This is a genomic window from Synechococcus sp. MIT S9220, assembly GCF_014304815.1.
In the GTDB taxonomy this organism is placed as follows: Bacteria; Cyanobacteriota; Cyanobacteriia; order PCC-6307; family Cyanobiaceae; genus Synechococcus_C.
Genome location: NZ_CP047958.1, coordinates 1,904,270 through 1,918,121, shown reverse-complemented (window position 1 = coordinate 1,918,121; position 13,852 = coordinate 1,904,270). Strand labels below are relative to the sequence as shown.

The 13,852-nt window shown below is 56.3% G+C and carries 13 protein-coding genes; 6 read left to right on the top strand and 7 right to left on the bottom strand.

The features are described from left to right. Position 1: 1 nt before the first annotated feature. Positions 2 to 1,312, bottom strand: a complete 1,311-nt coding sequence (locus SynMITS9220_RS10690; RefSeq protein WP_186992126.1) for a GTP-binding protein — start codon at positions 1,310 to 1,312, stop codon at positions 2 to 4. After that, a complete protein-coding gene (locus SynMITS9220_RS10685; protein WP_115125579.1) occupies positions 1,309 to 2,322 on the bottom strand; it encodes a CNNM domain-containing protein in 1,014 nt (337 codons plus the stop codon). Before SynMITS9220_RS10685 ends, SynMITS9220_RS10690 begins: the two co-directional genes overlap by 4 nt. A 53-nt stretch (positions 2,323 to 2,375) precedes the next feature. On the opposite strand from SynMITS9220_RS10685, the gene SynMITS9220_RS10680 reads away from it, so the two are divergent. Beyond that, the gene (locus tag SynMITS9220_RS10680; protein ID WP_186989179.1) at positions 2,376 to 3,728 is read left to right on the top strand and encodes an aminopeptidase P N-terminal domain-containing protein; all 1,353 of its coding nucleotides are present in this window, start codon (positions 2,376 to 2,378) and stop codon (positions 3,726 to 3,728) included. Positions 3,729 to 3,741: 13 nt separating this feature from the next. Here SynMITS9220_RS10680 and SynMITS9220_RS10675 read toward each other — a convergent pair whose 3' ends face one another. Beyond that, the gene (locus SynMITS9220_RS10675; RefSeq protein ID WP_370594397.1) at positions 3,742 to 4,491 is read right to left on the bottom strand and encodes an HAD family hydrolase; all 750 of its coding nucleotides are present in this window, start codon (positions 4,489 to 4,491) and stop codon (positions 3,742 to 3,744) included. Between the two features lie 116 nt (positions 4,492 to 4,607). On the opposite strand from SynMITS9220_RS10675, the gene SynMITS9220_RS10670 reads away from it, so the two are divergent. Both SynMITS9220_RS10670 and SynMITS9220_RS10665 read left to right on the top strand, forming a co-directional pair. Then, positions 4,608 to 5,129, top strand: coding sequence for a 30S ribosomal protein PSRP-3 (locus SynMITS9220_RS10670; RefSeq protein ID WP_115125577.1), 522 nt, complete (start codon positions 4,608 to 4,610; stop codon positions 5,127 to 5,129). Between the two features lie 547 nt (positions 5,130 to 5,676). Further along, the gene (locus SynMITS9220_RS10665) at positions 5,677 to 6,243 is read left to right on the top strand and encodes a M23 family metallopeptidase (RefSeq protein WP_255483061.1); all 567 of its coding nucleotides are present in this window, start codon (positions 5,677 to 5,679) and stop codon (positions 6,241 to 6,243) included. Here SynMITS9220_RS10665 and SynMITS9220_RS10660 read toward each other — a convergent pair. The 3 genes from SynMITS9220_RS10660 to atpD all read right to left on the bottom strand — a co-directional run bounded on the left by SynMITS9220_RS10660 (position 6,240) and on the right by atpD (position 9,769). After that, a complete protein-coding gene (locus tag SynMITS9220_RS10660) occupies positions 6,240 to 7,295 on the bottom strand; it encodes a CapA family protein (protein WP_186989175.1) in 1,056 nt (351 codons plus the stop codon). The genes SynMITS9220_RS10665 and SynMITS9220_RS10660 overlap by 4 nt on opposite strands. Positions 7,296 to 7,816: 521 nt before the next feature. Continuing rightward, positions 7,817 to 8,227, bottom strand: a complete 411-nt coding sequence (atpC, locus tag SynMITS9220_RS10655) for an ATP synthase F1 subunit epsilon (RefSeq protein WP_186989173.1) — start codon at positions 8,225 to 8,227, stop codon at positions 7,817 to 7,819. A 78-nt stretch (positions 8,228 to 8,305) separates the two neighbouring features. After that, positions 8,306 to 9,769 (bottom strand): F0F1 ATP synthase subunit beta, encoded by a 1,464-nt coding sequence (atpD, locus tag SynMITS9220_RS10650; protein WP_067095848.1) that lies wholly within the window; start codon positions 9,767 to 9,769, stop codon positions 8,306 to 8,308. Between the two features lie 219 nt (positions 9,770 to 9,988). Between atpD and groES the strand changes: the two genes are divergently transcribed. The 3 genes from groES (at position 9,989) to SynMITS9220_RS10635 (ending at position 13,578) form a co-directional block, all read left to right on the top strand. Next, the gene (gene groES / locus SynMITS9220_RS10645) at positions 9,989 to 10,300 is read left to right on the top strand and encodes a co-chaperone GroES (protein WP_066911278.1); all 312 of its coding nucleotides are present in this window, start codon (positions 9,989 to 9,991) and stop codon (positions 10,298 to 10,300) included. A 74-nt stretch (positions 10,301 to 10,374) separates the two neighbouring features. Next, positions 10,375 to 12,009, top strand: coding sequence for a chaperonin GroEL (gene groL, locus SynMITS9220_RS10640; protein ID WP_067095851.1), 1,635 nt, complete (start codon positions 10,375 to 10,377; stop codon positions 12,007 to 12,009). A 246-nt stretch (positions 12,010 to 12,255) separates the two neighbouring features. Continuing rightward, complete coding sequence (locus SynMITS9220_RS10635; protein WP_255483060.1) at positions 12,256 to 13,578, top strand: ammonium transporter; 1,323 nt, start codon at positions 12,256 to 12,258, stop codon at positions 13,576 to 13,578. Between the two features lie 41 nt (positions 13,579 to 13,619). Here the strand turns inward: SynMITS9220_RS10635 and secG are convergent, their stop codons facing one another. After that, positions 13,620 to 13,850 carry a preprotein translocase subunit SecG gene (secG, locus tag SynMITS9220_RS10630; RefSeq protein WP_067095859.1) on the bottom strand — a complete coding sequence of 77 codons (231 nt, stop codon included), beginning with the start codon at positions 13,848 to 13,850 and terminating at the stop codon, positions 13,620 to 13,622. Positions 13,851 to 13,852 lie beyond the last annotated feature (2 nt).

Genomic DNA, 13,852 nt, shown 5'->3' with positions numbered 1-13,852 from the left:
GTCAGGGCAACAGCGAGGGCAGCGGTGGACGTGTCTGCTGCTGGGGCCACTCCTGCATCAGCTCGACGATGCCGTGATCCGACTGTGCAAGCCGTCGCATCAGAGTGGCTGGCCCTGGCTGAAGTCGGCGCCCTCGGCCCCGTTCCTCCAGTAGCCAGCGTGCCGTCATCCGACCAGTGCGTCGTGTCGTGTGCACGGCCAGTGCCGCCTGGGCCAGGGCCACGGGTGCGGCAGGGGCCAGTGTCAGGCCAGCACTGAAGGGTGCGGCCAGCAGCAACAGCTGGCGCAACGCGCCCAAGACGACCTGGAGCCCCAGCTGTGCTCCCCCCAGCAGAGCGTTCTGTCCACTCAGTTGGCGGATCAATTTGCGGGCCGCTGGTCCCCCAAGAGGAAGGCCATACAGAGAGCAAAGCTGGCGGACAAGGGCCGCATCACAGGCGAATCCCCCAGCCAGATCCAAAAGCAGCAGCGGGTTGGCAGCAACGCCGGTGGCCTTGAGCGCGGCGTAGCGCCCGATCAGTCCCTGGGCTTCCCTCCGGCGTCGCTGCAATCTGCCTGTCTCCAGCTGTTGCTGAATGCGTGTGGCCTGCTTCAGGCTGTTCAGCAACAGCAGGCTCTGACCGTGTTGTTCAAGCAGACGGCTGAGACCGCTCGCCAGTGCGTCCACGTCGGCCGGTTGCTCACGGCTGCGGATGCGGCCATCGCTCAGTTGAACAGCCCGGCGCGGTGCGGCGGACACCGCCAGTGGAGTCGGCAGTCCTGCTGGAAGTCGGCTGTGGATGCTGCGCAGCAGATCCGGTAGTTGATCCTCTGGCCAGCAATCGCTGCGGTTCAGCACCGTCAACACCGGCTTGCCCATGGTCTGGAGCGTATCCAGGGCCTCAAGTTCCACACGTGTGATGTCGCCGTCCAGTACGAGAAGCACCAGATCGGCATGCAGCGCCACCCTGGCCGCCAGTCGGGCCCGAGCCGGACCATCCACTTCGTCGATGCCAGGGGTGTCGACCAGTTCGACGATCAGCAGGCCTGGAACAGTTCTTGGCCAAGCCACGGCCTGCTGCTGACGCGTGCAGCCGTGGGCCACATCCGTGGCCATCAGCTGCTGACCGACCAGGGCATTCACCAAGCTGGACTTGCCGACGCCCACTCGGCCGAAGACCGAGATCCGAAGCCTGCTTTGATCCAGGCGTTCAAGCTGGCGATCCAGAAGCTGGAGCGCGCCGGCCAGAAGACCCTGTTCGCGCCGATTCAGTTCAAGCTTGTCTCTCCAACCCTGCAGCAGATCTCTGCAGCGATCCTCCATGGCCCTCATGGCGCTACCTCGCCTGAGGTCTTTCTCCACCAGCCGGCCAGAACGGCCAGTACGGCCTCCGGGCCAATCACGCCAACGAAGCCACCGAATTCATCCACCACGACCCGTACACCGCTGTTGTCGCGATGGAAGCCGGTCAGCAGGCGGTCGGCTCGGATCATTTCGGGAACGAACTCAGCCGGCTCACTGAGATCGGCTGGCGTGAGATGTCCCTTGTTGCGCACCAGGGCGCTCAGCAAACGGTCACGGTTGGCGACGCCTAGAACCTTGTCCACCGCGTCACCCAGGACCACCCACCACTGCGCTTCGTTTTCAAGCAGTTCAACACGCAACTTCTCGATGTTGCAGGCGCCATCCAGTGTTGGAGCTGCCACTCGCGGTGTCATCAGATCACGCGCAGTGAGGTCATTGAGCAGGAAGACCTTGGAGATCATTGCGGCTTCATCGGCCTCGATCTGCCCTTTCTGAGATCCGAGTTTTGCCAGCAGCCGGATCTCTTCCTCATCCGTGCTGATCTCACTCTCTTCGGTAATCGCCGGAAGCAGTCGCTCCAGCAGTAGCACCAGTGGTCGCATGATCACGCCCAGCCAATGCAGAACCGGAGCGCTTGCCAGGGAGACCGGCAATGCCAGGCGGCTTCCGATCGCTTTGGGCAGGATCTCCCCAAGCAGGATCACCAGAACCGTGAGGCTGACCGAGAACAGAGCCAGAGCTCCATTGCCCGCGTCCATCTTTTCCGTGAACACCCAGGAGGCGTAGCCACCGAGCATCAGGCTTCCGAAGATGTTGAAGCCGTTGTTGGTGATTGCCAGCACCGACAGAGTCCGACCCAGACGCAGCCTTAGCTGGGCCAGCCTGCGTGCTCCGGCTACCGGTTTCGGCCGGGCTGCAAGTTCATGCACGCGCACCGGATTCACGGTGAGCAGCGCTGCTTCCACTCCGGAGCAGAGGGCGGATCCGGTCAGCACCACCACCACCAACAAGAGAAGGATCAGCAGGTCGGAGGTCATGCTCGGGCGCTTTGACTGCCATCCTGACGTTTCTCCGGTGCCCTGTCTCTGTCGTGGCTGATCTCGCCCCTGTTTTTGATGCTCAGCTGTTCGCGGATCGGCGTGAGCGGTTCCTGGCTGAACTGGGCGGGGTCGCCGCGGTGATCCCTGCCGCGACGCTGGTCACACACCATGCGGATACGGAGTGGCCGTTTCGCCAGAACAGCGATTTCTGGTATCTGACAGGGTTTGATGAGCCCGATGCCGTGGCCCTGTTCCTGCCACATCGCCCTGAGGGTGAGCGGTTTGTGCTCTTCGTGAATCCCCGCGAGCCTGCTGCTGAGGTCTGGACCGGTCGGCGCTGGGGTTGTGAGGGTGCGGTGGAGCGCTTCGGAGCTGATCTCTCCCATCCGCGCGTGGAGCTCGATGCCCTGCTTCCTCAGTACCTCGATGGTGCGGAAGGCATCGCCTTTCGTGTTGGTAGTCATCCATCGATCGAACCTCTGGTGTTGCGTTCGTGGGGTGCGCAGCTCGATCGGGTTTCACGCACCGGCAGTGCCGCACAGGCTCTGGTGGCGCCCTGCCCGCTGCTGCATCGGATGCGCTTGCGCAAGCAACCCGCTGAGCTGGAACGGCTCCGTGAGGCGTGCAGGATCTCCGCCTCCGCCCATGAGCTGGCCAGGGCTGCCGTGCATCCCGGAATGACCGAGCGGACAATTCAGGCTCTGATCGAACAGCATTTCCTCGAGCTGGGAGCCCGTGGAGCCGCCTACGGCTCGATCGTTGCCGGCGGCGACAACGCCTGCGTGCTGCACTACATCGACAACAGTGCAGTCCTACAGGACGGGGATCTCCTGCTCATTGACGCCGGCTGCTCCCTCCGCGACTACTACAACGGCGACATCACACGGACATTTCCGGTGAGCGGCCGTTTCAGTGGAGAGCAGCGGGAGCTTTATTCCCTGGTGCTTGAGGCACAGGAAGCAGCGATTGCCATGGTCAAACCCGGTCACACCGCCGAGGACGTGCATGACGCGGCTGTGCATGTTCTGGTGCAGGGTCTTGTGGATCTGGGACTGTTGGTGGGAGAGGTGGATGGCTTGATCGAGCAGGGAAGCTACCGGCATCTGTACATGCATCGAACTGGCCACTGGCTCGGGCTGGATGTTCACGACGTCGGTGCCTATCGGCTCGGCGAGCATCATGTGCAGCTGGAACCAGGCATCGTCCTAACGGTGGAGCCTGGTCTCTACATCAGTGACCGTCTTGCGGTTCCCGAAGGACAGCCTGCGATTGACGAGCGCTGGAAGGGGATCGGTATCCGCATTGAGGACGATGTCGCGGTCAGGGACCTTGAGGACGTCTCCTGTGGTCATGAAGTACTCACTGCCGGAGCTCTCAAGGCGGTTGCAGACATGGAGCGCTAACGGTCGGACTGCGTCAGCGAATGGACGCTGAGTGCCCATGGCTGTCAGCTCCTTGGCTGCCCTTCGACCATTGGATCGCTGCTTCAGTACTGGGCAGGATCAGATCCGCACCGGCGGACATCAGCTGCTGCTCATAAGCGCTTCGTTCCTGACTTCCGGGCAGAAGATGTGGTGGTGACACTGCGAGACTGATCCACTGCCGATCGGGTCGTTGGGTTCTGGCGTTGAGAACAGTCTGAACATCAGCAACCGTGTCACCCAGGTAGGCGACAACGCCTCCACTGCGACGGGGTAAAAGTCTGTCGCTGAGTTGCACAAGACCTGTGGGGTCAGGTTTGTCAGGGGCATCGCCCATGGCGATCAGGGGGGGATTGACCAGTTCCAGACGCTGCTGCAGCACGAAGCGTGCCGAGGGAGGTTCCGCGCCACTCACGAAACCCCAACCCCAGCCGTTCTGGTCCAGCGCGGTAAAGAAGTCGCGTTGTACCCGTAAGGGTTCATCGCTGATGTACCCCGTCCATGCGCCTGGATCGCCATCGGGATCGCCGCCAAAATAGAAATTGCTGAAGACATCGATCAGGTCGTGCCTGGCTGGCAGTGATGTGCCGTGCCTGCGCAGCAGCTCGAGGCTTGCATCCCAGTCGTTGTTCCAGCGTCCTTCGCCCTTGAGAGCATCAATGCAGGCCGGAGCCGGCAGCCAGCCGCTGTAGTGCTCAACGGTTGCCTGGAGGGCTTTGCGATAACTGCCAGACACATCACGGATCACTCCGTCGATATCGAACAGCAGAAGCTGGCTGGTGGATGCGTGCCGGTCCAGGGGGATGGGTTTTGGCGGCTGGTAGGTTAGTTCTTTGTCCTTGATTCTTGAGCGCTGACACCATGACGGTTTCCGAAGGCGCTGCCGTCGACCAAGAGGTCGCTACCGAGGCAGCAGCAGCTGATCAGGCTCCTCAGAGCACGGAGACTCCTAAGAGCGCAGAGGCCGATCAGCAGCAGGAGCCGAAGGAAGGTCGTCCAGTGATGCGTGGCGGCAGTGCTGCATTGGCATCAGCCACGATCGATGCTGATGGTGTGCCATCGGGATACACCCCGAAGGCTGATGAGGGACGCTTCCTGCTGAAGATTCTCTGGTTGCCCGACAACGTGGCGCTTGCCGTTGATCAAATTGTTGGTGGCGGGCCCAGTCCTTTGACGGCCTATTTCTTCTGGCCTCGTGAAGACGCCTGGGAAACTCTCAAAAGTGAGCTCGAAGGCAAGTCTTGGATCACGGATAACGAACGTGTTGAGGTGTTGAACAAAGCCACTGAAGTGATCAATTACTGGCAGGAAGAGGGCAAGGGCAAGAGTCTGGACGATGCCAAGCTCAAGTTCCCCGATGTGACCTTCTGCGGTACCGCTTGATTCAGCTCAATCAGCATTGTGTCGAGTTCAGCAGGCAATCAATTGCCTGCTTTTTTTATGTCGAGAAATCGTTTTTAGGGAGATTTTCATGCAGTCTTTGTCGCAACGATTGGATGATTCGGAATGCCTGCTCGACGCTGATTTGAATTGATTGTTTGCGGCGATGCTTGGCTCTTGTTGCCTGCAGCCTGGAATAGTGTGTTGCTTCAAGGTGGGTCTTCGATGAGTGGGTTTTGATGCCGCCATTCATCAGAATGATTGCTTGATTCTTCGATGGTGATATTGATCACCAATCCTCGCGAATTTGAACGTCGGATCTCCGCAATAGTCTGTTACACTCTCACGAAATATTTTTAATGGGTTGATTTCTTTCTCTTCTTTTCTCGCGCTTGGGCTCTCCTCTGCAACATTCGCAGTGACATCAAGCATGGAGATTTTGAACAGACTCGCTCCATTAAGGATTCAGAATTCTGAGAGATCAGACCTCCTCGGCAAGAGCGGGAAAAATGTATTTCAGGCTTCTTCCCCACTATTGAATAAGCGATCCATGGTCGCTTTGTTTGAGCAGCATTGTTTTAATGAGTCTGCCGCAGTCGAAGTTGCTTCTGCCTCGCTGCTTGAATCTGCTTGGGCTGCTGCAAGCTTTGGAGAGGCGCCCGATTCACTTGCTCAAGTCTGTTCGTTTGCATCCTTTGCCGACTACCTGAATGAGTTGTCGCTGAAGGCCTATTCTCTACCTGCTTCAGGTGTTTTCACCTCGGGCTTTGGGCCACGCTGGTCTCGGCATCATTCAGGAATTGATATTGCTAATCACATTGGAACAGCAATTCATGCTTCACGGTTTGGGCGTGTGGTTTTCGCAGAGTATTTAGGTGCCTATGGGCTGATGGTCGAAATTCAGCATCCTGATGGGTACAGGACTCGTTATGCGCATTGCGATGAGGTTCTTGTTCGAGTTGGTGAGGCTGTTATTCGGGGTGATGTGATCGCAAAAATGGGAAATACTGGGCGAAGTACTGGTCCTCATCTCCATTTTGAGATTAGAGATCCAAAGGGAATCGCACTGGATCCAGAAATATTTCTGGGCAAGATGAATGTTCAGAATAATGTTTAAAAGACACGTTGCCTGCCTTTGTTGACGCACTCGCCTCCGTCGCAGCTGATCTTTATCCCATTTGCTTCTAGAAGCTTGAAGGTTTTTGTTTGTTCATTAAAGCTCCAGATTGATTGAAGAGCTACATTTTTTGCTTGCGCTGAAAGGCTTGGATGAATGAAATTGCCAAGGCTTGTTGCCAGTATCTTATTTCCTTGGCTTGTTTTTACGATTTTAATCTGCTCCTTGATATGAGGACCAGATCCTATGCCAATATCAATCATATTTTCTTGAATCATGGTTGTTAATACAGCTTTTAACCTAGCGTGAGTTGCTTTATCCCAGCTGTGTAAGGCGAGAATTCTAAGCCTGCTCGTGTCAGTAAAAGACTTTTTGATTGCTCCCAAATTGAGTACACAGAGCATATTTGCACAATGGCTTTGGCTGCCTCCTACATAAGCACTCGCAAATGTGATTGGGACTATCCCTTGTTTTGTTTTGATATTGCTCTGTATGGGTTCTTGAAACCTTTGTTCGTAAACTCCACTCAGGGCAATGTTTGGATTTTGGCTTCGAATTGATTTGACGAAATTATAGGTTTGCAATGGTCCGTTGCCTTCTTTTGAGCGAAGGCAGTCAAAGGTATGATTGTTAGCCAATCCAATAACATTGAATCCAAGGTCAATGGTATCTTCAAGTTCTTTGGGGTGTGTTAAGAATGCATAGGTGCTAGGAGATAACTTGCTCCAGAATTGCTCGCAATGTGTGCCAATGCTTGTTTCCCAGTTAATGTAATTAATGTCTCCAAGTGTGGTTTTGTTAGGGTCAAATCGCTTAAAGGCTTGTTTAAAGCCGCCTTCATAGATTGGCCGGCTTGTATGTGTTTTTGCCCATCCCGAGTCACCAAATGCAGTAAACGTAAATTCAATGGCTTTGCTGCTGTTTTCGTTAGGAGCTGCTTTTTCGTAAAAGTCTGATATGTCAGTCTCTGCAGTTAAGGATGGCGAAGTTGTGACGCACCCACAAATTATAAATGTGCTAAGCGCTAAGCCAAGTTTCAGTTTAGATTTCATGCGTAGTAATTTTGAATGGCTTTTGATTATTTTATTGCCTATTGCCGAGAATTGCGTGAATAAGAGATCCTTTGAGTTGAAGGGTCTCATTGGTAATCACTTTTATGGCTGGTGGTTGCTCATGAGTTTCAGGCCTGTTTTCTAAAACTATATGCCAAGCTTGCCGCGTCTCGTATGAGCTCTTGCTGTATAGAGGCTTGCTTATTCTGATCTGCTTTTTCTATTCGGATCAAGATTCTTGCCGCTTGTTCGACTAAGAATATCAGTTGATTTTTTCTTGGGGTTAGAGTATTGGTAATCGTGTTGATGAGAAGGGTGGCAAAATCTTTGTAACTTGTTCTTCGTTGATGATGCTTTAGGCATCTTGGCGGCAGGCTTTAATGCATGTCTCTAACTGACAAGGCTGCTGATTGATATTAAGAGAACTAGCATAGTATCAAAGTCTATTGCCTGAAATTAATGCATAAAAACCGGGAATATCTCCCGGTTAAATTGATCATGAAGATTTTTTGGTTGCTAAATTATTTCTGGTTCATAGCTGCTTGTGCACGAGCTCTTGCGCGGTTAAGGCTCTGTTGGGCCTTCACTTTTTCAGGCGAGGTTGGCTGGCCTTCCAATTTGCTGACTGCGCTACGTGCAGCCTGCAGTTCGCTTTCAGCAGAACTGCCATCAATCGAGCTTCCCAGTTCAGCGGAGTTCACCAACACGGTGACATCATCCGCTTCCACTTCCGCAAACCCACCCATCAGGGCGATGGATTTCCAGCCGCCGTCCGCACGGACACGCAAAACGCCCACATCAAGCGCTGCAAGAAGTGAAACGTGGCCGGGAAGAATGCCCAGCTGCCCAGTGGTGCTGGGGAGAATGACCTCATCAGCAGAGCCATCGAACACGCTCTGGTCTGGTGCCAGCACGCGGAGGGTGAGGGACATGGATATGGAGTGTTTGGGTTAAAAGCTTGGGCTCAAAATGAAAGGGACTGGGGCATGAATTTCATGCCCCAGATGCCATCACTTGGCTTCTTCGGCCATCTTTGCAGCCTTGGCCTTGACTTCGTCGATGTTGCCAACGAGGTAGAAAGCCTGTTCAGGAAGGTGATCCAGTTCACCAGCAAGAATCTGGTTGAAACCACTGATGGTTTCCTCGAGCTTCACGTACTTGCCGGACATGCCGGTGAAGATCTCAGCCACAAAGAAAGGCTGAGAGAGGAATTTCTCGATCTTGCGAGCACGGTCAACGGTACGGCGATCGTCCTCTGAGAGTTCGTCGAGACCGAGAATCGCGATGATGTCCTGCAGCTCTTTGTAGCGCTGAAGCGTGGACTGCACGCTGCGAGCTGTGCGGTAGTGCTCGTCGCCCACAACAGCGGGCTGAAGCATGGTGCTGGTGGAGTCGAGCGGGTCAACAGCGGGATAGATGCCCTTGGACGCGAGGCCACGGTTCAGCACCGTGGTGGCGTCCAGGTGAGCGAAGGTGGTCGCGGGAGCTGGGTCAGTCAGGTCATCCGCAGGGACGTAAACCGCCTGGATCGAGGTGATGGAACCTTCCAGAGTGGAGGTGATTCGCTCCTGAAGTTCGCCCACGTCAGTTCCGAGCGTTGGTTGGTATCCAACAGCGGAAGGCATCCGTCCGAGCAGTGCGGACACCTCCGAACCGGCCTGAACGAAACGGAAGATGTTGTCAATGAACAGCAGCACGTCCTGCTTGTTCACGTCACGGAAATGCTCGGCCATCGTCAGAGCTGAGAGGCCCACACGCATGCGAGCGCCGGGAGGCTCGTTCATCTGCCCGTAGCAGAGCGCCACCTTGGACTTGGAGAGGTCATCGGCGTTGATCACGCCTGAATCCTTGAATTCCTCGTAAAGGTCGTTGCCCTCACGGGTGCGCTCACCCACACCGCCGAACACGGAAACACCACCGTGTTCCTTGGCGATGTTGTTAATCAGTTCCTGGATCAGCACGGTTTTGCCGACGCCGGCACCACCGAAAAGACCCACTTTTCCGCCCTGGCGATAGGGAGCCAGGAGGTCAATCACCTTGATGCCGGTCTCAAAGACCTTGGGCTTCGTTTCCAGTTCAGTCAGTTTGGGAGCTGAACGGTGGATCGGAGCTGTCGTATTGGATTTAACCGGCCCCTGTTCATCGACAGGCTCGCCGAGAACATTGAAGATGCGGCCAAGGGTTCCTTCGCCGACGGGCACTGAAATCGGTGCACCTGTATCGAGGGCCTCCATGCCACGGACAAGTCCGTCGGTGGCACTCATGGAAACGGCGCGAACACGGTGATCGCCCAACAGCTGTTGGACTTCAGCGGTCAAAGCAACCGCCTGCCCGGCGGTATTGGTGCCTTCGATGCGGAGAGCGTTGAGAATTTTGGGCAGCTTGCCGGCGGGAAATTCCACGTCCAGAACCGGGCCAATCACCTGGCGGACAACGCCCTTGGTACCGGCGGAGGCGGGAGCAGCAGCGGCCATAAGTAAGGGGGTGTGAGAGGGAAGCGTCTAGAGCTATCCCTTCCTGAGCGGGGCAACGATACCACCGTCGCGAGAGAGGGGGGAGTGGTTCGGTCACCCGCACGCTTGTCCCGTGGCCGAAGTGCAGAACCCGGACATAGGTTGGCACTCGACGACCTTGAGTGCCAGCTCGAGTCGCATCGGCGCTTCGGCGCACTGTCCCTGCTCCTGCAAGAACCCATGGCAGCTGTTTCTCTCAGCGTCTCCACTGTTAAGCCCCTCGGCGATCGCGTTTTCGTCAAGGTTTCAGAATCCGAGGAGAAAACCTCCGGCGGCATCCTGCTCCCCGACACCGCGAAGGAAAAGCCTCAGGTGGGCGAAGTTGTTCAAGTTGGCCCTGGTAAGCGCAACGACGACGGTTCCCGCCAGTCTCCTGAAGTAGGTGTCGGCGACAAGGTCCTCTACAGCAAGTACGCAGGCACCGACATCAAGCTCGGAAGCGATGAGTTCGTGCTCCTGTCCGAGAAGGACATTCTCGCCATCGTCAACTGACCGGCTCCTGACTGCCACGCGCCTGAGACAGGTCGGTAGTCACCAACTATTCCTTTCCATCCATTTCCGCCCCCATGGCCAAGCGCATCATTTACAACGAGAACGCTCGCCGCGCTCTTGAAAAGGGCATTGACATCCTGGCCGAGTCCGTTGCTGTGACTCTCGGCCCTAAAGGTCGCAACGTTGTTCTTGAAAAGAAGTTCGGTGCTCCCCAGATCATCAATGACGGTGTCACCATCGCCAAAGAGATCGAACTCGAAGACCACATCGAGAACACTGGTGTTGCTCTGATTCGTCAGGCTGCATCCAAGACCAATGACGCAGCTGGTGACGGCACCACCACTGCGACCGTTCTTGCCCATGCCATGGTCAAGGCTGGCCTGCGCAACGTTGCTGCCGGTGCCAATGCCATCACCCTGAAAAAGGGCATCGACAAAGCGTCGGATTTTCTGGTCGACAAGATCAAAGAAAACGCCAAGCCGATTGCCGATAGCAATGCCATCGCCCAGGTGGGCACCATTTCCGCTGGTAACGACGAGGAAGTGGGTCGGATGATCGCCGACGCCATGGACAAAGTTGGCAAGGAAGGTGTGATTTCCCTGGAAGAGGGCAAGTCGATGACCACCGAGCTGGAGGTCACCGAGGGAATGCGCTTTGACAAGGGATACATCTCTCCCTATTTCGCCACCGACACTGAGCGAATGGAAGCCGTCCTGGACGAGCCCTATATCCTGCTCACCGACAAAAAGATCGGCCTCGTGCAGGATCTCGTACCCGTGCTCGAGCAGATTGCTCGCACTGGCAAGCCTCTGCTGATCATCGCTGAGGACATCGAGAAGGAAGCTCTTGCCACTTTGGTGGTGAACCGTCTGCGCGGTGTCTTGAATGTGGCTGCGGTGAAGGCCCCCGGTTTTGGTGACCGCCGCAAGGCCATGCTGGAAGACATGGCTGTGCTGACCAATGGTCAATTGATCACTGAAGACGCCGGTCTGAAGCTTGAGAACGCCAAGATCGAGATGCTTGGCACTGCCCGTCGCGTGACCATCAACAAGGACACCACAACGATCGTGGCCGAAGGCAATGACGTGGCAGTGAAAGCGCGTTGTGAGCAGATTCGTAAGCAGATGGACGAAACCGAGTCCACCTACGACAAGGAGAAGCTTCAGGAGCGACTGGCCAAGCTCGCCGGTGGTGTTGCTGTGGTGAAGGTGGGTGCTGCCACCGAAACCGAGATGAAGGACAAGAAGCTTCGGCTTGAGGATGCCATCAACGCAACCAAGGCTGCTGTTGAAGAAGGCATCGTTCCTGGAGGTGGCACCACCCTGGCTCACCTGGCTCCCACACTCGAGCAGTGGGCATCGTCCAGCCTGGAGGGAGAGGAGCTGATCGGAGCCAACATTGTGGCTGCCGCTCTGACTGCACCACTGATGCGCATCGCTGAGAACGCAGGTGTCAACGGTGCTGTTGTGGCTGAAAACGTGAAGGCCAAGAACTTCAATGATGGCTACAACGCGGCCAACGGTGACTATGTCGACATGCTGGCTGCCGGCATTGTCGATCCCGCCAAGGTGACGCGTTCCGGTCTGCAGAACGCTGCGTCAATCGCAGGCATGGTGCTGACCACCGAATGCATCGTTGCTGACATGCCCGAGAAAAAAGACGCCGCACCAGCCGGTGGCGGCATGGGCGGTGGCGATTTCGACTACTGAGTCGCAGCTTCTCGATCAAAGCCGCCTCGGCGGCTTGTTAAGCCCCGCTGTTGCGGGGCTTTTTTGTTGCCAGCTCGGGATTGAATTCAGGCGGCACGTGGCGCTTTTGTCGACGTCTCGGTTCTGGACGCCTCCAATCTCCACGCCTCTCAAAATGTTCGCAGTGAACAGTTTTTGGCGCAGATGGTCTGAAATGGTATCGAGGGTTACTGAAAATACGTGTTTCAGCCTCGTCTGAGGCGATTTTTGATCGCCCTTTTGGTGGTTCCAGCATTTCAGCTGCTGAGTTCTGCCCTGCTGCCTGCGTACGCAGGTGATGCCTCACTTTCGGCTGCCGACAACACTCTGATCCTCACCTCGGCGGCACTTGTGCTGCTGATGACTCCTGGATTGGCGTTTTTCTACGGAGGATTCGTTCAAGCTCGCAATGTGCTCAACACGATGGCGATGAGCTTCGTGATGATGGGCATCGCCACGCTGGTGTGGGTCAGCTTCGGATTCAGTCTTGCCTTCTCCGACGGCGGAGCTCTGAATGCCGTCATTGGCAATCCCTTCTCCTTCGCCATGTTGGAGAACGTCCCTGATATTTGGCCTGGCCTGGCGATACCTGGCCTCAGCTTCGCTCTCTTTCAGGGCATGTTCGCGATCATCACTCCGGCTCTGATTTCAGGGGCCTTGGTGGAGAGGATCAGTTTTCGCTTCTGGTGCGTCTTCACCCCCGTGTGGCTCCTGGTGGTGTATGCCCCTCTTGCTCATATGGTCTGGGGAGGTGGTTGCCTTGGGAAAGACCTTGATTTCGCTGGAGGCACGGTGGTGCATATCAGCTCTGGTGTTTCTGCTCTCTTGCTTGCTGGCCTTGTTGGCTGGCGCAAGCAGTGGCCCAATTCGGTGCGCCCACCTCACGATGTGACTCAGATCTTGCTCGGCACTGGTCTGCTCTGGTTTGGCTGGTTCGGTTTCAACGGCGGTAGTCAGCTGAGTGTCAGTGGTGCGGAACTCCCCTTCACTACGACGCATATCTCTGCAGCAACTGGCTTGGTTGCTTGGTCATTGATCGAAACATGGCGTGATGGCAAGCCCACTGCTGTCGGTATGGCGACCGGGGCTGTGGCCGGTCTGGTGGGCATCACCCCAGCAGCTGGGTTTGTCACGCCGGGGGCTGGGATGGCGATCGGTGCGATCACTGGTCTGCTTTGTTATTGCTCTGTGCAGCTCAAGGTTTCGCTGCGTTTTGATGATTCCCTCGACACCTTTGCCGTCCACGGTGTCGGTGGCACAGTCGGCGCGATTCTGACCGGTGTCTTCGCTAGCACTGAGCTGATCGCCACTCACCCCGCAGCCCAGGTTTTTGCTGAGAAGGGCAGAGTTGGCTTGATTGTTGATCAGTTTCAGGTTGTGCTTGTGGCCTATGGGTTGGCGGCCCTTGGGACACTGCTGATCGCAGGAGTCTTACGAGGTCTTGGCCTTCCGTTCCTAGTGACGGAAGAGGCTGAAAACCTTGGCGTTGATGTGCGTGAGCACGGTGAAGAGGCCTATCCGGAAAGGATTGGTTCTCCCCAGTTTCATTAAGTCGCGATCCGCTTGGACCTGTTGTTGTCGGCCCTGCTGATTTAGTTCAGCCAGCCGGCACTCAGGATCACAGCCAGCGTCAGAAAGATGGCCAGGGTGGTCCAGGTGATGCGGTTGAGAGTCGCTTCAGCGCTGCTGGCACTGGTAAACGACGTACTACCACTGGCGGCGAGCCCACCCATGCCATCACCCTTGGGGCTGTGCAGCAGCACAAACAGGATCAGCAAAAGGCCGCTGCCGATCCAGATCCAGGAAAGAACGGTGGTAATCATGG